Genomic DNA, 24,672 nt, shown 5'->3' with positions numbered 1-24,672 from the left:
TTTAACCATATAAATATCAAACTTAGTTTCGAACAATAAATGCAACCCGCTTATATTTTAAGTAAACAAGTACATATTACCTTGAATAACTGATTCGGTGTTTTTCCACCTCGCGTTTTTCGAGAGCGATTATTTAATTTGTGTTAATTCTGTTTGAGCCTTTTTAGGAGCCTTTTTAGGACCCTTATATATACACCATGATTAGCAAATCCTTTAGTTTTGGCATAAGAGCTTAGCTTCCCTTTCGTCAACAAGCCGTTTAATGACGGAGAATGAACTTTCGCTTAAAATGGTTGATTCATACGGTAGTCCGTTATTAAAAGTGAGCGTTTTAACGCTTTGTTTTAACAGATATGAAGTCCTTACTATTGCTTTAGCAACTTCTGATAATGTCTTGTTTTTCAGTTTAATAATGATTGTAAACCGTGTCTTGCGTTCAACCAGTGTCAGCAAGACACTTTTTTATCTTTTCCAATGATCATTTCGCCTTCCCAGTCGCCAATGCGGGTTTTGTATCAACGACTTTCAGACGCTCTTCAATACTGACCCGGTTTTTGATTTTGTCTCGTCGCCATAACTTTTACAATACGGCTTACTGGAAATCCTAAGATGTTGCCATAAATCACTATTATTAAATTTATCTTTATAAATCAGTCGATAAATCGTTTCGTGATGTAAAAAGAACCATTTTTCTCTCTTAAAATAATCAACCACCTGTTCAAAACTTAAATCCTGACAAATAAATTGCTTTATCCAGCTTTTTAACTCAAGAGTGATTTTCACTATCTTCTTGGCAAAATAGCTGCGAGCTAAAACTTTAAACTGAGCTTGCTTAGGGCAATATTCATGAGATTCCCGATTTCTTTGCAATTCTCGGCTAATGGTTGATGGACGTCTATTCAGTGAATCAGCAATAACACATTGTGAAAATTCGGCTTTCTTTTAAGCTATCTGGTATTTTTCTGTTTCGGTCAGTTGTGTATAAGTCATTGTGATTTTCCTTTGGCGAGAGAAATGCCTATTATAGAAAATGACCACCTTTCTGAAAAATTGCACTTATTAGTCGAATCCTCCCACCTTATTTAATTAGATAATAATACTTTACAAAAACAAGCCCCTTTATAGGGGAAAAACAAAGAATTCCATCCTAATAAAAAATCAATAAGCTACAGCTTTAATATTTTTTTCTTAAAACTAAACCTTACATTGGGGTCACAAAAATATGAAATCTTTCGAATATTTTTTAGCATATCCTTGAGATAATTTTTTTTATCATTCGATAATAAATGTTCATTTTTTAAAAGATGCTCAACAGCATGAGTAGCAATAAGATTTTTATATTTATCATCAAATTTTTGATTCATATGTAAAATGACTTCAGCCATAACATCTGCTTTTTGAGAAGTAATCTCATTCGATAAACTATTGCTACGTTTTATATAGTTATAAAATATAGAGTTTGTTATAAATATATTTTTACTTCTCACTAAAATATCAGGGAATATTAATGCATCCTCATAACAAGAAACTTCTGGGATTTTCAATTCATTAAATAAATTCTTATTGAAAAATTTACTACATAAATGCGCCTGAAATTTCTTATGAATTAAAAACTCCTTTATAGCTTTATGTAGTGTTAACTTTAATGGTCTTATGAAACTTGATTGAACAATGTTATCAGATTCTTTATGTACGTCATTAATTTTAGAGATCAAAATATCAACTTCATTGTCTACTAGAAAGTCCATTACTTCATGAAGTGGAAATTTAGGAAAAGTATCATCACCATCAATAAACGCTATATACTTTCCATTACTATTATGTAGCGCAAAATTTCGTACCTTTCCAATATTTCCGAACTCAGTTCTAAAATACTTAAAGCTATTTTCCAGTTTTGAAAAATCTATCATAATATCAGATGTCTTATCGACTGATTTATCATCAACCAATATTACTTCGACACTATGTTCAAGGCCAGAATCAATGCATTTTTTTATACTCATCAAACAATTGAATATAAATTCCTCAAAATTATGAGCTGTAACAACGATAGATAATATAGGTGTCATATAATCCTCAACGTATCAAATTAATTTTGATAATTTTAAAAAATTATAATAATGGTTTTATTTTTTTTCTATTGGTTAAATATAAAAACCTAGCATAAACTTTCAACAAAATCCCTAGGATATTATTAGTTTTAGCTCGAGAGTAGAGTTTAAACCTCTTTGAAACCAATACATCATTGACATATTTTTTATATTCATTAGTCGATAAGAACATGATTTTTTGAGTTATAGATTTTAAAATCCTATCTAATCTTACTATCTCATCACTTGATAGTTTATTTTCACAGTTAAGTTTCATTATACTAGAAAAATCTACTTTGATGCCCAAAGCTGACATCAGTTTAAATTGAGAAGTGGCTGCATAAAACATTTGTTCATTATAATAATTCACTCTGTTTTCTCCAGGGTGTATTCTATATTTTAATAAAACATCAGGTAAGTTTATAAATCTATAACCTTTATCTATTGATAATAAAAATAAACTTACCCATAAACCATAATCTTGTGCTTTTTTATAATCTTCGGGGTAAGTAATACCAAACTCCAGCAAAATATCTTTCCGTATCATTACAGTAGGATGATAAAATGGGCAATCAAATACTATACGAGATAGTATTTTTTCATGGCTTAAAGGTGGAATTTTATTGTGATGAGATTCTTCATAGATACTCATGGCCGTACCACAAACAATAGTATTCGGGTGACTAACCATGAAATTGTATTGTTTTTCTAATCTATCTGGAAATGAATAGTCATCAGCATCCATTCTGGCTATAAACTCTCCTCTGGATGCAGATATCGCTATATTCAAAGACTTAGCAAGTCCCATGTTACTAACATTATTGATTATTTGTATTCTATCATCCTTTTCCTGGAACTCTAATAGAATCTGAGCTGTTGTATCAGTTGAAGCATCATTAACTATGATAAACTCATAGTTATTAAGAGATTGATTTATAATTGAATCTATTGCTTCAGATAAAAATTTTTCTCCGTTAAAAACGGACATTATCACAGATATTTTTGGTTCTTTCTGGTGGTTCATAGTCTCAATTTTTTCTTAATTCAAAATAAATAAAAGTTAATCATATGAAAATTAAATTTTATTATTCAAATCCAACTTAATAAGATTGCCAATGGTTTCATCAACATTATTATACTTCTCATTATTTAATTCTTTATCCATTCCGGCAGAATGAATAAAAGTTAACTCACCGAATTTTATTACCCCATCATTCAAATATAAATCCACCCTTACAAAAGGAAATGGTTGAGATAACTTTTCAGCATAGTAGAATAATTTTTCGAAATTTTGGGGTTTTTCTAGTTTATCAAGATCAGCATCAAAACAATCAATGCCATAAGGTAAAACATTCCAACTTTTATCCATAAAATAAAATTTTGGCTTATCTGACTCCCTCTCAGTACAAACCATAGCAAATTCTGGACGACCATGAAAACAAAATATTTTATAGTCGTAAGGTAATGCACCATTTGTTGTTTCAATAAACTTTTCACATACTATTTTTTTTGGTATATTTTTATATACCAACTCTACAGCCTTACGCCAATAATCTTCTTTCATCCAAAAATTTAATTTATTAACTGTATCATTGATATTGAGGTATTTTTTATTTTTACATATTACATTATAACCTGCACCATGATTACACTTCATGACAAATTTATCAGGAAGCGAATTCCAATCAATATCACTAGCTTTATCCCAGCATCCATACATTGGTATTAATATTTCTTGGCATCCTTTATCTGACACATAATCTCTGGCAGCAAATTTATCAGCACACTGAGTAACCAGCTCGCTATCCTTATATGTATTTAATTTCAGCCACTGTAATTTCTCGTTAAATGAGCTCGGTGTTTCAAAATTAAGATTCTTATTTAATCTTTCTTTATAAATTGACTTTGTCACAAACTCAGGGAATAAATCACATGCATGATAAAATATTTTATTTCTTAAGATTTTAAGATATTTATTCATATAATATTCTTCTTAACAAAAACTGCGGGCAGGCATAAGATGAAGGCAAAATTATAACATAGAAAAATATTTTTTTAAAAGGTGGATTCGACTAATAAGTGCAATTTCTCAGAAGATCGATCAGTTGCTATAGTAGGCATCTTTCCCGCCACAGGAAAATGCACTATGGCCTATATACAATTGGCCAAAATAGAAAGATACCAGATTTCCAGTTTAAAAAGTAGGCAGCTCACAGATTTTCATTGCAACATCACTCAATCAAAGCCCATCCACCACCAGTCAGGAACTGAAATGATAAGTAAAAGGTTAGAGACAGAGATTTATTTTGCTCACCCTTATTCTCCTTGGGAAAGAGATATCGACGAGAATACCAATGGATTAATCAGACATTATTCTCCAAAGGAGACTGATTTTAATGAAGTGACTGATCGAGAAATAAATTTTGTTGTACATCATTTAAATAATCAGCCCAGAAAAACGCAGCACGGACAAACACCGAATTAATTGTTTATGGGATGAAAGTATGTTCACTTCCAGATTAGCAATGTTGCACTTAATAGTTGAATCCACCGGTAACTTAAAAAATAATATCGCGTTCAATAAATAATATTATAGTTTACATCTCAACCTATAATATTCTGACAACGTCATTCCTTGGACCAACGGCTTTAAAAATTTAAACAATCCTTCCAAATCTTGATAAAGTAATTCAATCTGTTCTTCATCTTTAAATGTTGGACTCCCTCCTGGCATAAATTCGGAAGAATGCAGCATAAACTCGACATAATCACTACCCGATGCCAAAGTTTGCTGAACAACCGCTTTCATCTGCTCCAGATTCCCACCTTTCGGACGCAACCAATTAACCGATGGCGAACGTTGTTTTCCTCTCAATCGATCATATTTCTGCTTAATGAAGTTCATGGCCGGAGAATGTTTATACTGAATACTCATCGGAACTTGCAGTAACGAAGAATTCCCTTCTTTGGAAATATCCTGCAAATCCATAAAATAGGCATGAGCTGGGAAATAGCTATAATCTGTTCCACCGTTTCCATTAGGGTTTCCCTTAGTAAAGCTCCAATTAACTTTAGGGGTAACAGAACAATCTACTTGATAACCATACTCAACCAATAATTGCGCGTAATACTCATTAAATGCCCAACGACCTGCGCGATGACTCAACATCTTCGTCTGGAGTTTTTCTTCCAGAAGATTGGTCATAAAATCGATCTTTGCTTTAATTTGATCTTCCGGATATTCAATCAGATAAGGTTTATGATGCATATCGTCATCAGTCAGGGAAACTATAGGAGGATTGTTCCATGCATGCAAATGCATCCCTATTTCCCCGGTATTTCTGGCGATCACATCTTTGGCAAATTCGATATAGCTATCATCCATTGCCATTTCATAGTTAGTTAGCCAGACTGGTTTGAAACCAAAGCGCTCACATAGGCTTTGAAACCGCGGTAAGTATTGCGTATTCTCAGTGGAAATCTGATCACTGCGTTGCCAAAGGTTATCACCTTCAGTATCAATTGTGATAATAAATGCTGGTTGTGCCATGAAATACATACCTAAAATAAAATTCAATAAAATACAGAGTAATGTTACTTATGGATGTGTTAGTAAAGAAATTGTCTACAGTAACGAAAATGTCACTATACTATCCTATGATTGTAAATATTACGTCCAAAGACCATGGGAAATTTATGATCCTATCAAAGCTAAATACTTTCCAAGCACACTATCTAAGTCAAATTTTTTATACATATTTTCCGTAATGAATGGCGGATTTTGATAAACCAATCGCATTTTTTCTGCTAATGCTTCAGCAGTCAGCTCAGACTTATATTGTTCCAATTCACCCATCATAATTTCGCTGACCCCACCAGGGCAATTCGTACTAACAATAGGTGTATGACAAATCAGGGCCTCAATCAAAACATTGCCTAATCCTTCGCTATCGGAACTTAATACTACAGCTTTGGCCCCTCGTATTATCGGTAATGGATTCGCTAAAAAACCAATCAGAAAAACTTTAGACTGTAATCTAAGATCCTCAATCTTTTGTTTAATAGAATGAGTCATATCATCATTCCCTTGACCCGCAATTAACAAATTACAAGGAAGATTGGCTTTAGCAAAAGCCTCCAGCAAGCGATCATGACGTTTGACGTTATGAAAACGCCCAATATGAAGAAAATAATTTTCACCGGAATAAGGATTCTTTTCCAAAGAGCGAGTTTTAATTTCAGCAATATTGAATGGATTATAAATCGTGACCATTTTTTTAGGGGCCAACGATAATTGTTCTTTTAAATCCAAGCCAACGGCATCAGAAACACAGATCAAATTACGATTTTGATAAACGCGCTGAATTTTCCATTTTTTAATCCAACGTGCCAATCCTGTTTTATTTTCAAGATACGATTTTGAAAATACGCCATGAATACAAAACCATACATTTAAATCTGCCAATATCTTGGACTTCGCAACAATACGATCTGTTTTGTGTAAGTTAGATATCACTAACACTGGTATGCCTTTTTGAAGAAAGACTTTCTCAAGAATCTTATCCATAGATTTAGCCCTGCGGATAATTTCAGTCTGTCTTCTAAGAGGTCCATTATATTTATCAGCATTAATGATTAAATCTACACGGTCAGGGATAGGATATTCACATTCTTCAGATAGAGATAACAAAGTAATAGCAAAACCTTTTTGTCGCAAACCATCACATAAACGAATTGTGACATTCTCCGCGCCGCCACCCGGTAACCCATCAATGATAAATAGAATATGTCCTTTCATAAGGAAAGCACCTTGCTATACAATTCCATGAGCTGCTGGGACAAATAAGCGGGTGTATGATTCACTATCTTCTCTTTTGCTAACATCGACATCCTGCTGGTTAAATGATCTACTGGCACGAAAGAGATAGCTTCCGCTAAAGTTGAAATATCCAGAGCATCACACACAAATCCATTTTCTCCTGAAACAATGAATTCAGCGCCTCCACAGGTGTTACTTGTTATGACAGGTAAGCCACAGGCCATTGCTTCCAGGATAACATTAGGGAAAGGATCATATAGTGTTGGTAATAATAATCCATCAACCATTTGATAAAAAGGCAATGTCTTTTTTTGTACTCCCAAAAATCGAATTCGTTCATGGCAACCAAGGGAATTAGCTAACTGCTTATATCTATTTTCTTCCTTATCCTGGCCAATCACAATTAGATACGCATCCGTCTTGCTGATGGCTGTTATTGCCGCCTTTAGCCCTTTTCTTTCAAAACCTGAACCAACATACACAAAACATTTTGCTTGTGCAGGAAGGGCATATTTCTGTCGTAATGTGAGACGCTCTGTCTCCCCAACAGGAAAAAATTGTGACTGGTCAATAGCATTATAGATTACGGAAATTTTTTCATCAGATAGGTCAAAATCCTCCATCACCTCACGTTTTACCATCTGAGAATTGCAGATGACCTTTTTTAATGCAGGTGAGAAATACATTCTTTTCTCGGCATCCATGACATAACGATGATAACGACTGGCAAAAAGCAATTTGCTTTTCCATGATGGCAATATTCGTGCCCGTTGCTGTAACCAGCGTTGATGTACTCCATCTCCCGCCCGATACACATCACATCCGGAAATTCGTTCATGGCTCTGAACAATATCGAATTTTTCCTTTTGCCAAATGGCCCTGGCAGCATCAGCAAAGCCTTTCTCACGGCTAATTCGTCCCCATTTAAATGAATTTGCCAAGTGTACATGCCAATCAGGATTTAGGTTCCCTTGCCAAGAACGAGTAATGACATTCAAATCCAAATTGCCGTTCCCTAGTGCCTCAAGTGCCCTAGAAATAAAACGTTCAGCGCCTCCATCAGGACGATATTTTTGCCGGACAATGGCTAGGCGCATAGGTTTCATAATAAATGTCTCCGGGCAGCAGCAATAACGACGTCAGTCGGGATAAGATCCAAATAACGAACATCTGTTTTAGTATCAATATCATCAGGATCTGGTAATTTACCGTAATTTCCCGCCCAAATCACTTCCCCATTAACATCCCATGGACGCCAAAAAACTAATTTAGATGGCCCGAATAATGCTATGCAAGGTGTTTTCAAGGCAGCAGCCATATGCATGGGTACAGAATCGACTCCTATGAATAATTTGGCATGAGAAATCAGCGCCCCTAGTTGAGGTAATGTAATCTGACCTGCTAAAGAGACAATACGTCCCTGATTACAAGTAGATAATATTTTCTCAACCATCTCTTTTTCCCGCGCATCCGTTCCTGATGTCACAACAATTGCGTGTCCATCTGCTTGTAAGACATTAATCGTTTCACTTACTTTCTCATCATTCCAGCATTTGAAAAACCAGCGTGATGCGGGATGAATAACGATATACTTGTCATTAACTCCACCAATGTGCAGAAGATTTGATACTTTTTTCCAATCATCTTCACTATAACTCATTGTTACATCGAAATTGATATTGGAAAGATTAAGAGGTTTTAGTGCTGATAGATTTTGCTCAACGACATGTAGAGATTCTTCACCTTCAGTAGAAACCAAATGGCTAAAGCAAACTTTCCATAATAAGTTTTGCCGCTTGGGAAAATTAAAAGCAATACGAGTTGAAGCACCAGAAATCTTAGACACCAGAGCGCTGTACCACTGATCGGCAAGGTTAATGATGAGATCATATTTTCGCTTTTTCAATTGAGTCAATAAAAGCCAGTGATGGATAATATAGGCTTTTGTACCTTCCTTTTTCCACTGCCTGTCTACGGAAAAAATATGGGATACTTGAGCAAAATTCATCAGCATCGGCTCTGTTTCTTTGTACAGTAAGACATCAATTTCAGCGCTCGGAAAGTTTTCTTTCAACGTATTCACAACTGGAGTGATCAGCAATGTATCACCATGATGCCTTAATTTTATGATCAAAATCTTTTCAAATTGGGGGAATCTTTTACCCATTATGTTTCCAGTGTGCGCAATTGAAGCAGAAGTCTTATCAAATTATATCCTAAAGACAACAGCCTCTCTTTCTATCTTTAGATATCAAGTATATTCACCTGACGAGCAGTTGTTATCTTTTCCCATATGGGAATAGTTGAACAACATAGCCGCATTTTACACACTTTCTTCAAGTCAATGTGATACTATAGCCTCAGTCTATGTCAGTGAATTTGATAGAATGTTGCTTCGCTTATATCAGGTACTTCTCTACCTTATCCAACCAATTATCTGGTTACGCTTGCTGTTGCGCAGCCGTAAATCACCTGCGTACCGAAAACGCTGGGGGGAACGTTATGGTTTCTGTGCCAAAAAAGTTACCCCCGGTGGGATTTTGCTGCATTCCGTTTCTGTCGGAGAGACATTGGCTGCCATTCCGTTAGTGCGGATTTTGCGGCATCACTATCCTTTTTTGCCCATAACGATAACAACCATGACACCGACGGGTTCTGAAAGGGTTCTGTCTGCACTGGGCTCAGATGTTAATCATGTATATCTTCCTTACGATTTGCCCGGTTCAATGAGCCGCTTTCTTGATAACGTTAATCCAAAGCTAGTGATCATTATGGAAACCGAATTGTGGCCAAATCTGATCACTCAGTTGCACCAACGCGAAATACCATTGGTTATCGCCAACGCAAGGTTATCAGCCCGTTCTGCCGCCGGGTATCAAAAAATTAGCAGCTTCATTAAGACCATTTTAAATAAGATCACACTGATTGCTGCGCAAAATCAGGAAGATGGAGACCGTTTTATCGAATTAGGATTAAGGCGTTCCCAGCTCTCAGTGACCGGCAGCCTTAAGTTCGATATTTCTGTAACGCCGGAATTGGCTGCCAAAGCCATCACACTACGTCGCCAATGGGCTCCGCACCGCCCTGTATGGATTGCAACCAGCACCCATGACGGGGAAGAAAGCATCATTCTGGATGCACATTGCAAGCTACTCAAACAATTTCCCGATCTCTTGTTAATTTTAGTACCTCGCCATCCTGAGCGTTTCGGTAAAGCTGCTGAACTGACACAAAAAGCCGGGCTGAACGCGATATTGCGGAGTGCTGACACAATCCCGGGTACCAATGTGCAGGTAGTCATTGGAGATACCATGGGCGAATTAATGCTTTTGTACGGAATCGCTGATTTGGCTTTTGTCGGGGGAAGCCTGACAGAGCGCGGTGGACATAATCCTCTGGAAGCAGCAGCACATGCCATTCCCGTTATTATGGGTCCGCATACATTCAATTTTAAAGATATCTGTGCCAAGCTGGATAAAGCTGACGGGCTGATTACTGTCACAGATAGCCAATCATTAAGTTCAGCCATCAACAGCCTGCTGACAGATGAAGATTACCGACTCTATTACGGCCGTCATGCCGCAGAAGTCCTGCACGAAAACCAAGGCGCACTTCAGCGCTTGCTAAAATTACTGGAACCTTATCTCCCGCCAAGGAGCCATTGATGAGTACGCAAAAACGTCTGTCCGTTGTCATGATTGTTAAAAATGCAGCCGATTTGATTGAAGATTGCCTGCTTTCCGTAAATTGGGCAGATGAAATCATCGTGTTAGATTCCGGCAGCACCGATGAAACCTGCCAGATAGCCAGTGAAATGGGCGCAAAAGTCTACACGAATACCCAATGGCCTGGTTTTGGCCGCCAGCGGCAGCTCGCTCAATCCTATGCCAGCGGCGATTACATTTTTATGATTGATGCTGACGAACGCGTGACTCCAGAATTAAAAGCATCGATTGAACAAGTCTTAGCCAATCCTGATGACAAGAAAGTCTATCGTTGTTCACGCCTGAATCTCTTTATGGGGCGGTTCATGAAACACAGCGGCTGGTATCCCGATAAAGTCCTTCGTCTCTATTGTCGTGAGCGTTATCAATACAACGACAATCAGGTTCATGAATCCCTTGATACTCAAGGTGCGCCCATCGTGACACTAAAAGGCGACTTACGTCATTTAACCTGCCGCAATCTGATGGAATTCCAGCAAAAACAATTGAATTATGCGAGGGATTGGGCAAAACATCGCTACGAACAAGGTAAAAGGACTCATTATTTTTCTATCCTCAGCCATACGTTAGGCGCATTTTTCAAAACCTGGCTATTAAGGGCGGGCTTTCTTGATGGTAAGCAAGGGTTAGTGTTAGCTATGGTGAATGCTCAATATACATTCAATAAATATGCTGCGCTTTGGGAATTGACTCAAACAAAGAGTAAAAGATGATGAAAAGAAAAGCGATTTATCCCGGTACCTTTGACCCCATCACTTACGGTCACCTTGATATCGTTACTCGTGCAGCCAATATGTTCGATCATGTTCTACTGGCTGTCGCCAATAGTGACAGAAAAAATCCGATGTTCAGTTTGGAAGAACGCGTTGCTTTGGCAAAAGAGGCCACTGCCCATCTGGAGAATGTCGATGTGGTTGGATTTTGTGAATTAATGGTCAACTTTGCCAAAAAACAACAAGCTACCATCTTAATTCGCGGGGTACGTTCTGTTTCCGATTTTGAATATGAGTGGCAACTTGCCAATATGAACCGACATTTTATGCCGGAGCTGGAAAGTGTCTTTTTACTGCCTTCTCAAGATCTATCCTTCATATCCTCATCCTTAATCAAGGATGTTGCACGCCATGATGGTGATATTTCATCATTCCTGTCTGAGCCAGTTGCTCAGGCAATGCGACAGAAATTAGATAAGTAATATCATTATGCCGGGGGCATCTTTCTTAGCCCCCAAGCCACTTTAATGCTGGCATTGGCGACAAAAAAACGTACTGCGCTGCCCCAATTTTACACTTTCAATTTTCTCACCACTTTCTCCGCCACATCGCGGGCAAAGTTCACCTTTCTTGCCGTAAACAAACAATTCCTGAGCAAAATATCCCGGTTTACCATCAGATTGCAGAAAATCTTTCAACGTCGTTCCGCCTTGCTCTATCGAACGTTGCAAGATCTGTTTAATGATATCGACCAATAAATAGGCCTCCTGCTGCGTCAGTGAATTTACGGGACGTTCAGGCAAGATACGCGCAACGAACAACGCTTCATTGGCATAAATATTTCCAACACCAACAACAACTTTGTTATCCATTAGCCAGGGTTTGATAGCTGTCTTTTTGTGACGGGAAAGGGAATAAAGGTATTCACCATCAAACAAATCAGAAAGAGGTTCAGGGCCTAAATGAGCCAGTACAGAACACTCATTTAGATTGTCACTCCACAACCATGCACCAAAACGCCGGGGATCGGTATAACGGAGAATTTTGCCATCAGCCATAATCAAATCGACATGATCATGCTTTTCCGGCGGAAGTTCATCTAACAAAATACGTAAACTGCCCGACATACCCAGATGAATAATAATCCAGCCTTCAGGCAGCTCAAGCAATAAGTACTTTGCCCGACGCTGAACACTGAGCACGGGCGTATCTGAAAGTTTCATGATTTGCTCGGCAACAGGCCAACGCAAACGCGAGTTTCTGACCTCGGCATATTGGATTACATTACCAACCAAGTGAGGTTCAATCCCCCTACGGCTGGTTTCCACCTCTGGTAGCTCCGGCATACCGACTCCTTGAATAAATTGTCTACGACATCACATCTCAGCAGATTACAATACCGTTTTCATGTATTATTTGCAGCCAAATTTGGTTGGGATACAGATGTAAACTCTCACTGAAATAACTTTTCCGCAATCACTTTAGTAATCAACTTCGCCCGTTGATCCCAGTTAAAACGCTCCGCAACCAGTCGTTGCGAATGCTCAATTTTTGCTTTCATTTCAGTGGGATTATTAATCAGCCATTGGATTTGTTCTGCAAAACTTTCTGCATTCTCACTATCAGCAAAATTCACTGCTTTTTCATCGACAGCATCACGAATAGAAGGGAAGTCAGAAATAACCACTGGCTTCCCCATGGACATATATTCAAAAAGTTTGAGAGGGGAGGTGTAACGACTGCCGATACTGGTTTTCGTTAGTGGTAGAACACAAATGTCATTATCAGCGATAACCTGAAAGCGTTTCTTAGGTTGAACAAAACCAAGGAAATTAACCTTATCATTTACGCCAATCTGTTTGGCAATTTGTCGTAATCGTTCAATTTGCTCAGAAGTCCCACCAGCAATATTCAACACAACATTATCAAGATAAGACATCGCCTTCATTACGGTAGGAACCCCCTTCCAGCGATGTAAACTGCCTAAATAAAGCACCTGAGTTGGAATCCCTGTTTTATTATGTTCTCTGTCAGAAAGCATCTGTTTAGTAGATTCAACCGCCAGCATATCAACGCCATCAGGTGCCACAACAATAGGCGTGTTGACACCATACTGCTTGTAAATATCTTCACGCAATAGTGAGGTCAGAGCAAAAACAGCCGTAGAGCATTCATAAACCTGCTGTTCAATTTTTCTCAGTTTCTGATATTTACGCTGGTTTCTACGGCTGACCAGATCATGGGACTCTTTGAATGATTGCGCAAATACTTCGTGGCTTTCAAAAAAATGAGGAATACTCGGGTGATTACACAACAGGTAATTCGCCATCTTTATATTGCGGGTAAAAACAGCATCAACCTGATTTTCTTTGAGCCAGCGAGAAACCTGAATATAAAACAGTTTCTGAGTATTCAAAGGGAAATACCATTTTCTGCGTATATTATGTAAGGCAATTAGCTCTGATGCAGGTGGTAATGATCGCCCAAGAATCTCCTCAACCTGACTTTGGCCTTTTGGGGTAATCAAGCAAATATTATGGCCCTGACGGGTAAAAGCATCTACATTCTGCAAAATTTGCAGTGATGCAACCCGATAATCCGGGACAGGGTAAGGATCAATATACGCAATTTTCATTATTTTTTGATAGCGTTTAATAAGCGATTCGCTGAATGTTCCCAAGTATACATCGTTTCAATCCTCTGACGGGCATATTTGCCCATCTCTTGTCCTCTATCCGGTAGAGACAAGAGATGATTAACCGCATCGGCAATAGCCGAGGCATCGCCAGGGGTTACCAGAATACCAGCTTGATTCTCATTACCAACTACCTCAGGTATTCCTCCAATATAACTGGCAATCACAGGACGCCCACATGCCATCGCTTCAGCAATAGTGATACCAAATGCCTCATCGCCAATGCTGGGGAAAATACCCGCGTTCCCCGCAGCGTAAAATTCAGGTAATTGATCATGGCCAACAGGTGGATGAAAAATGACAGATTCTTCCAATTGCAATGCAGAAGCTCGTTTTTCCAGTAGTTTCAAATCGTCACCTGCACCAATAATCAATAACTTTACATCCTTATCCCGCAGTAAAGCCATTGCATCAATGGCTACTTTCATTCCTTTCCAGCCCACCAACCTGCCAGCAAATGTTAACAGGAATGTCTCTTCACTGATGCCTAATCGAGTTCGAACTCCAGAGTCAGCAGGTTTAAATTTATCGATATCCACGCCGTTATAAATGACGCTTGGAAATTGCTTAAAGTGATGCTGGATTTGCCAGGCATTGAAATGACTACAGGCAACCCATGCAGATATTTTCTTACCTAATAGCCTATCCCCTTTAAAAAAACTGGTTCCACCACTCATATAGCAAAATTTAGTGCAGGATGTTTCAGGCATCATTCTCGGCCAGAAGAAATCAAAGGGTTTAGTCAAAATCACCCAATCAAAATTCTCGGCAATAACGGTTTCGCGGGCATGGCGGGCAAAAGAATAGCGCTCAACAATGCGTTGAAAACGACGCCCAATATTAAGCACCCGTTCTCTGGGAACAAACGGGAAAGTATGAACACGGATATCTCGTCCGCCTAATGCCGGGCGAACATCACCCGTACCACCAAAAATATGGATTTCATGCCCAGCATCCGTCAGAGCCTTAGCCAACTCCCAAACTGCAGTTTGAATGCCACCATACGACATGGTAACAGTCACATCGATAAATCCTATTTTCATTTTATTCATTATCCTTTCATTCGCTTTCCAGCAAGTTCTGAACAGAATACCAAACTTGATCCACCGATATTGCTGACATTGTATCTTTCCGGGTTGCCTGATTGTAATCTGCCGGATGTTCAATTACTGCCAATTTGGAGTGGTGCTGAGGAGCGAGAAAACGGCCGGGATGGAAACTATGATACAGGGCAACCATGGGTATCCCCAATGCTCCCGCCAGATGAGTCGTTCCAGTATCAACACCAACGTATAAATTAAGTTGGCTCATTATTGCCGCGTTCTGACGCATTGTCGTTTTGCCCGCCAACGATGAACATCTGCTTGTTCCCAGTTTTTCAGCGAGCGTTCGCGCACTCTCTTCACCATCTTTACTGCCCAACAGTAAAATATGCGCATGTGGATAATCGCGATAAATACGTTGGGCCAATTCGTAAAAGTGTTCTACAGGCCAATCACGATAGGCTTTTGCCGGAAAACTCTGTAGCTGAAAACCAATTTTCAATTGCTGTTTTAATCCCTGCCTCCGAAGAAAATCTCTGGCATATTCCTCTTCACTCAGGCTCATACAATACTGCAAACGCCAATCAGTTACCTCAACCCCAAGAGCATTAATCAATAAAGCTCGTTCTTGCTGCGCTGGCATAAGTTCCTGCGGTTTCGCCACAGTGTACTCATTGGGTTTTGCATCAGAGATAGGCGAAAAATACACCGTTAATTTTGCTTGACGTCTGGCGTATTGTAACAATGGCTTATCATTGCTATATACCAAGGCCAAATCATAATTCCGACGAGAAAACCATCCGCTCCACTTGGCCTTTCCTTTCGAAAAAGCCTTTAATTCGTTTATTTCCGGTATATTTTCAAGGATTTCTTTTGTTTTTTTATGCGCAAATATATCAATGTTTGCTTTCGGCCACTTCGCTTTCAATGCACGAATGACGGGCGTCACCAGTAAGGTATCACCAAAACGGGCAATATTTATAATTAAAATATTTTGGGGTTGCATAATAATGAACATTAAGTTGTTAATTCAAGCATTAGCCTGAAAGCGCTATATAACAAAGACTGAATAACGAAGCACTATACAACAAAGCGTTTGGGTGTTCTATTTAACGATAAATAAACGTGATAGCCATATGAAATTAAATTGAATATGTTTCATATGGTTAAAAAAATATCGAGTACGTAACCCAAAGTGTTAAATAACACAATATAAACAAAATATCATCGCTTACTATCCATACTACGATAAAAAATAGACTCCATTTTTTCTAACATATTATCCATACCAAATAAGTCAGTGGCCCGCTTTAATGACGCATTCCCCATTTGTAAACGCAGCTCTTCATCACTGATTAACAAATCCAATTTTTCTGTTAATTTTTCAACATCTTTGGGTTCGATAACAAATCCTGTGTCTCCATCAATCACTGCCTCTGCAATCGCTCCCACTGATGTAGATACGACAGGCAATCCACATGCCATCGCCTGCATTATGCCTTGTGGCACACCTTCATTGCCGAAAGAAGGCAAAGCGAATATATCCATCGCATTCAAACAATCAGGAACATCCTGTCGGTTGCCAAGGAAAATAACACTCTCAGTCAAGCCTTCCTGATAAACATAGGGTTCTAAATTCTTTCTCTGAGGGCCATCCCCCACAAACAATAACTGCCAGTCTGGATAGCGTTGGTGCAGGATTTTCCAACTATCAAGTAAATAACGATGTCCTTTCCAAGTTCTCATCGTAGCAACAATACCAAGCGTAGGCTTGTTTTCGATGCCAATACGCTCACGGCTCTGCTGCTTGTTTTCAGGATGAAAGCGCGTCAAATCGATCCCTGTTGGTACAGAAGTCATATGAGAAAATGGATAAGCATTATGAGAATGCAGATATTGACGCAATTTTTCCCCGGTTGTCACAATATGCTGACAAGAGCCCAAATATAACCAACGAGTTGCTATAGATGTTGAAACATGGGTTGAAACATGGCGGGTTCGGACTATCGCAGGCGTATCTTTTAATGTGGCACATGCCGCAGCTACCAGCCAAGAATCCGTGGAACTGTGCGTATTGATTACATCAAATTGACGGCCTTCTGTCTTTAGCCAACGACGCATTACCCGCAAGCAAGAAAGACGTTTTTTTTCAATCGGCAACGCAATGACAGGTACACCATAATGGTGGGCTTCACGGTAAAGGGTTGAAGTTGGACAACAAACAATAACGACATGGTGGCCACGTTGCATCATGCCCTGAGACTCGGTCAGGATACGAATCTCCTGCCCTCCCCAACCACACGATGATTCTGTGTGTAAGATATTCAAGGTCTTTTTAGCCATTTTAGAGTCACGCCTGACGGTTAAGCATTAAAAACGCGTTAGTATAACCGAACAGTGTATGACGTCCACGCATAACCTGATTTCCCTCAGGCTATTGAGGCGCTATCAACAAACAGATATAAAAAAACCCAGCATTATGCTGGGTTTTTTTAATCCACTAAAATTATTTAATTTTAGCTTCTTTGTACATTACATGCTGACGAACAACTGGATCGAATTTTTTCATTTCCAGTTTTTCAGGCATAGTACGCTTGTTCTTCGTAGTGGTATAGAAGTGACCAGTACCAGCAGAAGAAACCAGCTTAATTTTATCGCGAATACCTTTAGCCATTTTTCAGCTCCTTAGTACTTCTCGCCGCGGGCACGCAGTTCAGCAAGAACTGTGTCGATACCCTTTTTGTCAATCACACGCATACCGTTAGCAGATACACGCAGAGTTACAAAGCGTTTCTCAGACTCAACCCAGAAACGGTGAGAGTGCAGGTTAGGCAGAAAACGACGCTTAGTCGCATTTAATGCGTGGGAGCGGTTGTTACCACTCACCGGGCGTTTGCCAGTAACTTGGCAGACTCGGGACATGTCTATTCTCCAAAAATCAAATCAGCTCGAGCTTTGTATTGGGTGTGACCGCCTCGTCAGGCTTAGGAGCCCATCTCAGCACATTTTCGTTACTAAAAAAATGCCTTTACTCTTTACCGTAAAGAACGCACTGAAAAGATTCACATTTTCTCAGCAAAAAACTTACTGAGATAGGCTCTTCTCGTCAAACCCAAGATCCTCAAAGGTGGCGTAGTATACGCCCTCATTCGTTTATGCTCAAGTCCCGAACAACTAAGATCTGATCGTATAGTGAAAAAACCGTATTAAATCCAACCTCTTTCCATAAATGAAACACAATATTGCTTACCAATGACGATATGATCCAAAACCTTAACGCCAACTAAGTCACAAGCCTCAATAATTTTTTCTGTCACCAATTTGTCTGCCAGACTCGGCTCCGGATTGCCGGAAGGATGATTGTGGGCAAGAATGATTGACGCTGCATTAACTTTAACCGCCTGTTTCACAATTTCGCGCGGATGAACTTCAACTTTGTTTATCGTTCCTTTAAACATTTCGTCATGGCAGATGACTTTATTCTGATTCGTCAAAAACAGCACTACAAATACTTCCCGATCTTGCCAGGATAACAAGTCCTGCAAATAATTCTGAGTCATCGTAGGGCTACTCATAATATCTTCATGCACAAACTGGCTGGAGAAAAAACGTTTTGCCAGTTCAGATACCGCCTGCAATTGGACATATTTACACGCTCCCATGCCCTTATGTGAACAAAAGTCGGCATAATCAGCAGATAGCAGGTGGTAAAGCGAGCCGAATGATTTCAAAAGATAATCCGCCATTTGCACAACAGGAACACCTCTGGCGCCTGTACGCAAAAAGATAGCCAGCAGCTCAGCATCCGTTAGAGAAACCGCACCATAAGCCAGCAACTTTTCCCGGGGAGCAAGATTTGAATGCAATTCATCACTTTTCTCCATCACCGTGATATCCATATACCCCTCCCCTCAATAATCCATCCAATATTCACGTACTCACATTCACGTATTCACTATCCCATGATGGAAAAATCATCGCCAGCCTCATTTTCATGGCTTGCGCAACGCTTCGCAAACTTGTCATTTTCGAGTAGCTAAATAGGCCAGGTTCTCAACTCAATATTTTCTTATGGTAGAATCTTAAGGAATTGCAACTGACATCTGGACAATCAAAATGACAGGATTTTCCGGCACACAACTTTCTGGGAATCAGCTTTCTGGTAAACAAATCGTTCTCGGTATCAGCGGAGGCATCGCCGCTTACAAAACAGCCGAACTGGTACGCCGTTTACGTGATCGCGGGGCGCAGGTACGTGTCGTTATGACTCCCGCCGCAGAAGCTTTTATTACTCCGCTCACATTACAGGCTGTTTCAGGTCATCCCGTCTCCGATGATCTTCTAGACCCAGCCGCCGAAGCCGCAATGGGGCATATTGAACTGGCAAAGTGGGCTGATTTAATTATTCTCGCTCCGGCTACAGCGGATCTGCTCGCCCGTCTGGCCGCAGGGATGGCAAATGACTTAGTTACCACTCTCTGTCTGGCCTCCGCAGCCCCTATTGCTGTCGCCCCTGCAATGAACCAGCAGATGTATCGAGCGCAGGCAACCCAACATAATCTGAACGTGCTTAAAGAGCGTAATGTATTAATTTGGGGTCCGGATGAAGGCAGTCAGGCATGTGGTGATGTTGGGCCAGGAAGAATGCTGGACCCCATGGCGATTGTCGAACTCGCAACGCAACATTTCAACACTAATCAAGTTTTCAACACTAATCAAGTGAACACCCAGCAGGATTTTTCTGGCTTGCGCATAACGATTACCGCTGGGCCAACCCGTGAAGCCTTAGACCCCGTTCGTTTTATCAGCAATCACAGCTCAGGGAAAATGGGCTTTTCCATCGCACAAGCGGCGGCAGAACGTGGCGCAGAAGTCACATTGATTACCGGCCCGGTTAATTTACCGACACCATCAGGCGTCAAACGCATTGATGTAACCAGTGCACTGGAAATGCATGAACAGGTTCAGGCGACAGCAGCTTCACAGAATATTTTCATTGGCTGCGCAGCCGTATCTGACTACCGTTTCAAGCAAATAGCGACCGAAAAAATCAAAAAACAGGGTGATGAAGTCACATTTACACTCGTCAAAAATCCAGACATTGTAGCGGGCGTTGCCGCAATGGAAAAAAATCGTCCATTTGTCGTTGGATTTGCAGCCGAAACCCAGAATGTGGAAGAATACGCCCGCGGAAAACTCAAGCAAAAGCATCTTGACTTGATTTGCGCGAACGATGTATCCCTGACCGGACACGGTTTCAACAGTGATACCAATGCACTACATCTATTCTGGCATGATGGTAGCGTTCATTTACCCCACAGTGGTAAATTACAACTCAGCCACCGCTTATTAGACGAGATATTCAAATTCTATGATGAAAAAAATCGACGTTAAAATCCTTGATTCCCGCATCGGGCAAGATTTTCCTTTACCGACTTATGCTACACCTGGCTCTGCGGGTTTAGATTTACGTGCTTGTCTGGATAACGCAGTGGAACTGGCTCCCGGCCAGACTGAACTTCTGCCAACCGGAATCGCTATCCATATCGCAGATGAACAATTAGCTGCGGTTATTCTTCCTCGCTCTGGTTTAGGTCACAAACACGGCGTTGTTCTGGGTAATTTGGTCGGTCTTATCGACTCCGATTATCAGGGGCAATTGATGGTTTCAGTCTGGAACCGTGGTGATAAAACATTCACCATCGAACCAGGCGAGCGTATCGCCCAAATGGTTTTCGTACCCGTTGTACAGGCTGAGTTTAATTTGGTTGAAGACTTCGAAACCAGTAAACGCGGTATTGGTGGTTTTGGTCATTCCGGTCGTCAATAACTTTCCATATAGAGCCTGATACCGTCAACCGATTTTCATATTTTTTGCCCACAATGTTTTTCCTGAAGCTGTTTTTGCCAGCAATCACCTCTTTCAGGAATGACATTGTGGCGAGAAATAGCTGGATTTGTTTTTGCTGTTTTAGCAGGGGTCTTATCAGACATGGCAGAAAAAGAACGTACAAAGAAGAAAAACAGACGTGAGGAAATTTTGCAGGCACTGGCGCATATGCTGGAATCCAGTGATGGCAGCCAGCGTATTACTACGGCAAAACTTGCCGCAAGCATTGGTGTTTCTGAAGCAGCACTTTACCGTCATTTTCCCAGCAAAACCCGGATGTTTGACAGCCTGATTGAGTTTATTGAAGACTCCTTAATTTCACGCATCAACCTGATCCTGCAAGATGAAAAAGACACCATTACCCGCATTCGGTTAATCCTAACCCTAATTTTAGGCTTTGCGGAGAAAAACCCTGGCTTAACCCGCATCATGACTGGTCATGCGCTGATGTTCGAACAGGATAGGCTACAAAGCCGCATCAACCAGCTATTTGATCGAATTGAAGCACAGCTTCGTCAGATCTTAAAAGAGAAAAAAATCCGTGATGGTCAGGGGTTCAATTATGATGAGACCATATTGGCATCACAGTTGCTGGCGTTTTGTGAAGGGATGCTCTCCCGTTTTGTCCGCTCTGAATTTCGCTATCGCCCAACAACCGAGTTTGAAATACGCTGGCCATTGATATTGACCCAACTGCAATAGCTTATCACTGTGCCTAATTTCCTATATTCATATAGGAAATGATGATAACGTGCGGTTTTTTCAGTAAGTTGTGTTAACATGTCCAGCTAGTTGAGTTCGCTGTAAAGCCACTCAATGATGGTATCGCAATCAGAACCATATAGTGTGTAATGTGCGGATACCATTTCTACTACTCACCCCGCCCACCCTTGGGCGAGGGGATTTTTTTCATCTGGTCTTACTATTTACTATTACCAACGACTAACGCTTACACCGTCAGATACCGTACTCTTTGCGATAAGCTTCCACCGCTTCCAGATGAGATTGCATTTCTGGATTTTCACGCAAATAGCTTACCAAGTCATTCAAAGTAATGATGGAAAAAACCTGGCAATGATAGTCACGCTCAACTTCCTGAATAGCTGAAAGCGTCTCACGCCCACGTTCCTGACGATCCAGACACAAAATCACACCAGACAGTGTTGCACCATGCTGCTTAATAATTTCCATCGATTCACGAATCGCCGTACCTGCCGTAATGACATCATCCACAACGACGACATTGCCTTGCAGTGGGCTGCCAACGAGCGATCCGCCTTCGCCATGATCTTTGGCTTCTTTTCGGTTAAAGCAATAAGGCATATCGATATCATGATGTTGCGCCAATGCCACAGCAGTGGTGGTCGCAATCGGGATGCCTTTATAAGCCGGCCCAAACAGCAAATCACACTTAATTTCGCTATCCAGCAGTGCTGCCGCATAGAAACGACCAATCAACGCCAAATCACGTCCGGTATTAAACAAACCCGCATTGAAAAAATATGGGCTTTTGCGACCTGATTTCAGCGTAAATTCGCCAAATTTCAGCACCTGTTTTTTCAGGGCCAGCTCAATAAATTCGCGCTGATAGGCTTTCATTGGAGTTTCTCCTCTTTGATTTTTTCTCTATTGCAGGCATAAAAAAGGCGACTGTTCAGCCGCCTGATAAATTTATTATTTTAATGGATCTTGTTCCAAGGCTTCCCGCTGCGCTTCAAAAATAGTTGCCAATCCCTCTTTAGCCAGAGAGAGCAGTGAGAGCAGTTCATCATGGCTGAACGGTTCCCCTTCCGCCGTGCCCTGCACTTCAATCATTCTGCCATCATCCATCATGACAATGTTCATATCAGTTTCAGCCGCAGAGTCCTCGACATACTCCAGATCACAACGGCCTTCGTCTTCAACGATACCGACAGACACTGCCGCAACCATCGCTTTCAGTGGGCTTTCTTTCAGCTTGCCATCCGCAACCAGCTTATTCAGGCCATCAACCAATGCCACACAAGCGCCAGAAATAGCAGCGGTACGGGTGCCACCATCTGCCTGAATCACATCACAATCCAACGTAATGGTGAACTCACCCAACTTTTTCAAATCCACCGCAGCACGCAACGAACGTGCAATCAAACGCTGGATTTCCATCGTCCGCCCAGTTTGCTTACCTCTGGCAGCTTCGCGTGCGTTACGGCTATGGGTCGCCCGTGGCAACATGCCGTACTCCGCGGTGATCCAGCCCTGCCCCTGACCTTTCAGGAAGCGTGGAACTCCTTCTTCAACGGAAGCATTACACAACACTTTGGTATCCCCAAATTCCACCAGAACCGAACCTTCTGCATGTTTGGTGTAATGACGGGTCATTTTAATAGGACGCACCTGTCCTGCTGCTCTTCCCGCTGGACGCTTTCCTACTAAGCTCATAGTGTGATCTCCGTTGTTAAAACATTATTGGGGGCGCATTATACGGCCTAAAGCGGCGAATGCCTATCCTGCATCTACATGGAGCGTTATAATCCGCCCATCATTTTACAAATTGGGAACGAATTATGATCCGTAGTATGACCGCTTTTGCACGGCGAGATATCAAGGCAGATTGGGGAAATGCAGCTTGGGAACTGCGCTCTGTCAATCAGCGTTACCTGGAAACCTATATTCGCCTGCCAGAGCAATTCAGAAGCCTTGAACCTGTCATCCGTGAGCGCATTCGTTCCCGTCTGACTCGCGGAAAAGTGGAATGTAACCTGCGTTTTGAACTGGATATCCGTACTCAAAGCTCATTAATTCTGAATGAAAAGCTGGCCAAACAACTGGTTGAAGCGGCAAGTTGGGTTAAACAACAAAGCAGTGAAGGTGAAATTAACCCAGTAGATATCCTGCGCTGGCCGGGAGTGATGTCTGCGGAAGAGCAGGATTTAGATACCATCAGCACACACTTGCTGGCGGAATTAGATCTGGCATTGGATGCGTTTATCCAAAGCCGAGAAACCGAAGGGCAAGCACTTAAGGCACTTATCGAACAGCGTTTGGATGCGGTTACCGTGGAAGTGGTTAAAGTCCGCGAACAAATGCCGGCAATCTTACAATGGCAGCGTGAACGCTTACAGACCAAGCTGGAAGAAGCACAAATTCAGTTAGAGAATAACCGTCTTGAGCAAGAGCTACTTTTGCTGGCACAGCGCATTGATGTAGCGGAAGAATTGGATCGCCTGGATGCCCATGTCAAAGAAACGCGCAATATCCTGAAGAAAAAAGAAGCCGTCGGCCGCCGACTGGATTTTATGATGCAGGAATTTAACCGCGAATCAAATACATTGGCGTCAAAATCAATTAATGCGGATGTGACAAATTCTGCAATTGAATTGAAAGTCCTGATTGAGCAGATGCGCGAGCAGATTCAAAATATTGAATAGCGTTTCTTAGCGACTCACAACATTTCACAAAGCCAGTATGTACATTGTTATATCTGGCTTTTTTACTATCAGGGCATTGCAGAAAGAGTCACAGTAGCGCATGATTAGCGTGTACCACCAGTGATCAAAAAACATTTAGTGGTACACGGTCATTTTTTGGTCATGAACCCAATAGTTAGATTAACGCGATGCTCGACTTTAACATCCTATGACGTTGGCTTGTTGAAGCCAGTCGCGTTGACTTTTACCTTGTTTAAAATTGGCAAAAATGCCCAACGTATGAGAAAGCA

The 24,672-nt window shown here is 40.8% G+C and carries 24 protein-coding genes and 2 pseudogenes; 8 read left to right on the top strand and 18 right to left on the bottom strand.

Going from position 1 to position 24,672, the window contains the following annotated elements:
• Positions 1-50: 50 nt before the first annotated feature.
• The 4 genes and pseudogenes from AAC854_RS08080 to AAC854_RS08065 form a co-directional block, all read right to left on the bottom strand.
• Positions 51-990, bottom strand: a pseudogene (locus AAC854_RS08080) (IS30 family transposase).
• A 176-nt stretch (positions 991-1,166) separates the two neighbouring features.
• Positions 1,167-2,069: a glycosyltransferase family 2 protein gene (locus AAC854_RS08075; protein WP_340616635.1), complete on the bottom strand. Its 903-nt coding sequence runs from the start codon at positions 2,067-2,069 to the stop codon at positions 1,167-1,169.
• A 43-nt stretch (positions 2,070-2,112) separates the two neighbouring features.
• Positions 2,113-3,114 carry a glycosyltransferase family 2 protein gene (locus tag AAC854_RS08070; protein ID WP_340616634.1) on the bottom strand — a complete coding sequence of 334 codons (1,002 nt, stop codon included), beginning with the start codon at positions 3,112-3,114 and terminating at the stop codon, positions 2,113-2,115.
• Between the two features lie 51 nt (positions 3,115-3,165).
• Positions 3,166-4,071 (bottom strand): ATP-grasp fold amidoligase family protein, encoded by a 906-nt coding sequence (locus tag AAC854_RS08065; protein ID WP_340616633.1) that lies wholly within the window; start codon positions 4,069-4,071, stop codon positions 3,166-3,168.
• A gap of 288 nt (positions 4,072-4,359) precedes the next feature.
• Between AAC854_RS08065 and AAC854_RS08060 the strand changes: the two are divergent.
• Positions 4,360-4,613 (top strand): annotated as a pseudogene (locus AAC854_RS08060) (IS30 family transposase); the annotation flags it as partial.
• 67 nt (positions 4,614-4,680) lie between these two features.
• Here AAC854_RS08060 and AAC854_RS08055 read toward each other — a convergent pair.
• The 4 genes from AAC854_RS08055 to rfaQ all read right to left on the bottom strand — a co-directional run bounded on the left by AAC854_RS08055 (position 4,681) and on the right by rfaQ (position 9,076).
• Entirely contained in the window at positions 4,681-5,640 is a 960-nt protein-coding gene (locus tag AAC854_RS08055) for a polysaccharide deacetylase family protein (RefSeq protein WP_340616632.1), read from the bottom strand.
• A gap of 144 nt (positions 5,641-5,784) precedes the next feature.
• On the bottom strand, positions 5,785-6,888 hold the full coding sequence (locus AAC854_RS08050; protein ID WP_340616631.1) for a glycosyltransferase: 1,104 nt from the start codon (positions 6,886-6,888) through the stop codon (positions 5,785-5,787).
• Positions 6,885-8,015 (bottom strand): glycosyltransferase family 4 protein, encoded by a 1,131-nt coding sequence (locus AAC854_RS08045; protein ID WP_340616630.1) that lies wholly within the window; start codon positions 8,013-8,015, stop codon positions 6,885-6,887. The genes AAC854_RS08050 and AAC854_RS08045 overlap by 4 nt, the downstream gene beginning before the upstream one ends.
• On the bottom strand, positions 8,012-9,076 hold the full coding sequence (gene rfaQ / locus AAC854_RS08040) for a putative lipopolysaccharide heptosyltransferase III (protein WP_340616629.1): 1,065 nt from the start codon (positions 9,074-9,076) through the stop codon (positions 8,012-8,014). The genes AAC854_RS08045 and rfaQ overlap by 4 nt, the downstream gene beginning before the upstream one ends.
• Before the next feature lie 220 nt (positions 9,077-9,296).
• Here rfaQ and waaA point away from each other — a divergent pair, with 220 nt between their 5' ends.
• The 3 genes from waaA to coaD are packed head-to-tail and all read left to right on the top strand — an operon-like array spanning position 9,297 to position 11,829.
• Positions 9,297-10,574: a lipid IV(A) 3-deoxy-D-manno-octulosonic acid transferase gene (gene waaA / locus AAC854_RS08035; protein ID WP_340616653.1), complete on the top strand. Its 1,278-nt coding sequence runs from the start codon at positions 9,297-9,299 to the stop codon at positions 10,572-10,574.
• Positions 10,574-11,347 (top strand): glycosyltransferase family 2 protein, encoded by a 774-nt coding sequence (locus tag AAC854_RS08030; protein WP_340616628.1) that lies wholly within the window; start codon positions 10,574-10,576, stop codon positions 11,345-11,347. Before waaA ends, AAC854_RS08030 begins: the two co-directional genes overlap by 1 nt.
• Complete coding sequence (gene coaD, locus AAC854_RS08025; RefSeq protein ID WP_047963172.1) at positions 11,347-11,829, top strand: pantetheine-phosphate adenylyltransferase; 483 nt, start codon at positions 11,347-11,349, stop codon at positions 11,827-11,829. The genes AAC854_RS08030 and coaD overlap by 1 nt, the downstream gene beginning before the upstream one ends.
• A 42-nt stretch (positions 11,830-11,871) precedes the next feature.
• Here the strand turns inward: coaD and mutM are convergent, their stop codons facing one another.
• The 8 genes from mutM to radC form a co-directional block, all read right to left on the bottom strand.
• Entirely contained in the window at positions 11,872-12,693 is an 822-nt protein-coding gene (gene mutM / locus AAC854_RS08020) for a bifunctional DNA-formamidopyrimidine glycosylase/DNA-(apurinic or apyrimidinic site) lyase (RefSeq protein WP_340616627.1), read from the bottom strand.
• Between the two features lie 107 nt (positions 12,694-12,800).
• A complete protein-coding gene (locus AAC854_RS08015; RefSeq protein WP_340616626.1) occupies positions 12,801-13,982 on the bottom strand; it encodes a glycosyltransferase family 4 protein in 1,182 nt (393 codons plus the stop codon).
• Complete coding sequence (locus AAC854_RS08010) at positions 13,982-15,085, bottom strand: glycosyltransferase family 4 protein (RefSeq protein WP_340616652.1); 1,104 nt, start codon at positions 15,083-15,085, stop codon at positions 13,982-13,984. Before AAC854_RS08010 ends, AAC854_RS08015 begins: the two co-directional genes overlap by 1 nt.
• Positions 15,086-15,101: 16 nt before the next feature.
• On the bottom strand, positions 15,102-16,091 hold the full coding sequence (locus AAC854_RS08005) for a glycosyltransferase family 9 protein (protein WP_340616625.1): 990 nt from the start codon (positions 16,089-16,091) through the stop codon (positions 15,102-15,104).
• Positions 16,092-16,309: 218 nt separating this feature from the next.
• Complete coding sequence (locus tag AAC854_RS08000; protein ID WP_340616624.1) at positions 16,310-17,428, bottom strand: glycosyltransferase family 4 protein; 1,119 nt, start codon at positions 17,426-17,428, stop codon at positions 16,310-16,312.
• A gap of 163 nt (positions 17,429-17,591) precedes the next feature.
• On the bottom strand, positions 17,592-17,759 hold the full coding sequence (gene rpmG / locus AAC854_RS07995) for a 50S ribosomal protein L33 (RefSeq protein WP_010847629.1): 168 nt from the start codon (positions 17,757-17,759) through the stop codon (positions 17,592-17,594).
• An 11-nt stretch (positions 17,760-17,770) separates the two neighbouring features.
• Positions 17,771-18,007 (bottom strand): 50S ribosomal protein L28, encoded by a 237-nt coding sequence (rpmB, locus tag AAC854_RS07990; RefSeq protein WP_340616623.1) that lies wholly within the window; start codon positions 18,005-18,007, stop codon positions 17,771-17,773.
• Between the two features lie 284 nt (positions 18,008-18,291).
• Positions 18,292-18,984, bottom strand: a complete 693-nt coding sequence (gene radC / locus AAC854_RS07985) for a RadC family protein (RefSeq protein ID WP_340616622.1) — start codon at positions 18,982-18,984, stop codon at positions 18,292-18,294.
• Between the two features lie 217 nt (positions 18,985-19,201).
• On the opposite strand from radC, the gene coaBC reads away from it, so the two are divergent.
• The 3 genes from coaBC to slmA all read left to right on the top strand — a co-directional run bounded on the left by coaBC (position 19,202) and on the right by slmA (position 21,677).
• Entirely contained in the window at positions 19,202-20,479 is a 1,278-nt protein-coding gene (coaBC, locus tag AAC854_RS07980) for a bifunctional phosphopantothenoylcysteine decarboxylase/phosphopantothenate--cysteine ligase CoaBC (RefSeq protein WP_340616621.1), read from the top strand.
• Positions 20,457-20,915, top strand: a complete 459-nt coding sequence (gene dut / locus AAC854_RS07975; protein WP_047963153.1) for a dUTP diphosphatase — start codon at positions 20,457-20,459, stop codon at positions 20,913-20,915. Before coaBC ends, dut begins: the two co-directional genes overlap by 23 nt.
• Before the next feature lie 162 nt (positions 20,916-21,077).
• Complete coding sequence (gene slmA, locus AAC854_RS07970) at positions 21,078-21,677, top strand: nucleoid occlusion factor SlmA (RefSeq protein WP_047963170.1); 600 nt, start codon at positions 21,078-21,080, stop codon at positions 21,675-21,677.
• Positions 21,678-21,932: 255 nt separating this feature from the next.
• On the opposite strand, the gene pyrE is transcribed toward slmA, so the two are convergent.
• Both pyrE and rph read right to left on the bottom strand, forming a co-directional pair.
• Positions 21,933-22,574, bottom strand: a complete 642-nt coding sequence (pyrE, locus tag AAC854_RS07965) for an orotate phosphoribosyltransferase (protein ID WP_273549360.1) — start codon at positions 22,572-22,574, stop codon at positions 21,933-21,935.
• Between the two features lie 75 nt (positions 22,575-22,649).
• Positions 22,650-23,393: a ribonuclease PH gene (rph, locus tag AAC854_RS07960; protein ID WP_047963151.1), complete on the bottom strand. Its 744-nt coding sequence runs from the start codon at positions 23,391-23,393 to the stop codon at positions 22,650-22,652.
• A 125-nt stretch (positions 23,394-23,518) separates the two neighbouring features.
• On the opposite strand from rph, the gene AAC854_RS07955 reads away from it, so the two are divergent.
• Positions 23,519-24,382 (top strand): YicC/YloC family endoribonuclease, encoded by an 864-nt coding sequence (locus AAC854_RS07955; RefSeq protein WP_340616620.1) that lies wholly within the window; start codon positions 23,519-23,521, stop codon positions 24,380-24,382.
• The last annotated feature ends 290 nt before the right edge of the window (positions 24,383-24,672 follow it).

The organism is Xenorhabdus entomophaga, from assembly GCF_037996725.1.
GTDB classification, from domain to species: domain Bacteria; phylum Pseudomonadota; class Gammaproteobacteria; order Enterobacterales; family Enterobacteriaceae; genus Xenorhabdus; species Xenorhabdus khoisanae.
Note: the sequence above shows the minus strand (reverse complement) of the source record. Positions and strands in the feature narration are given on the sequence as shown.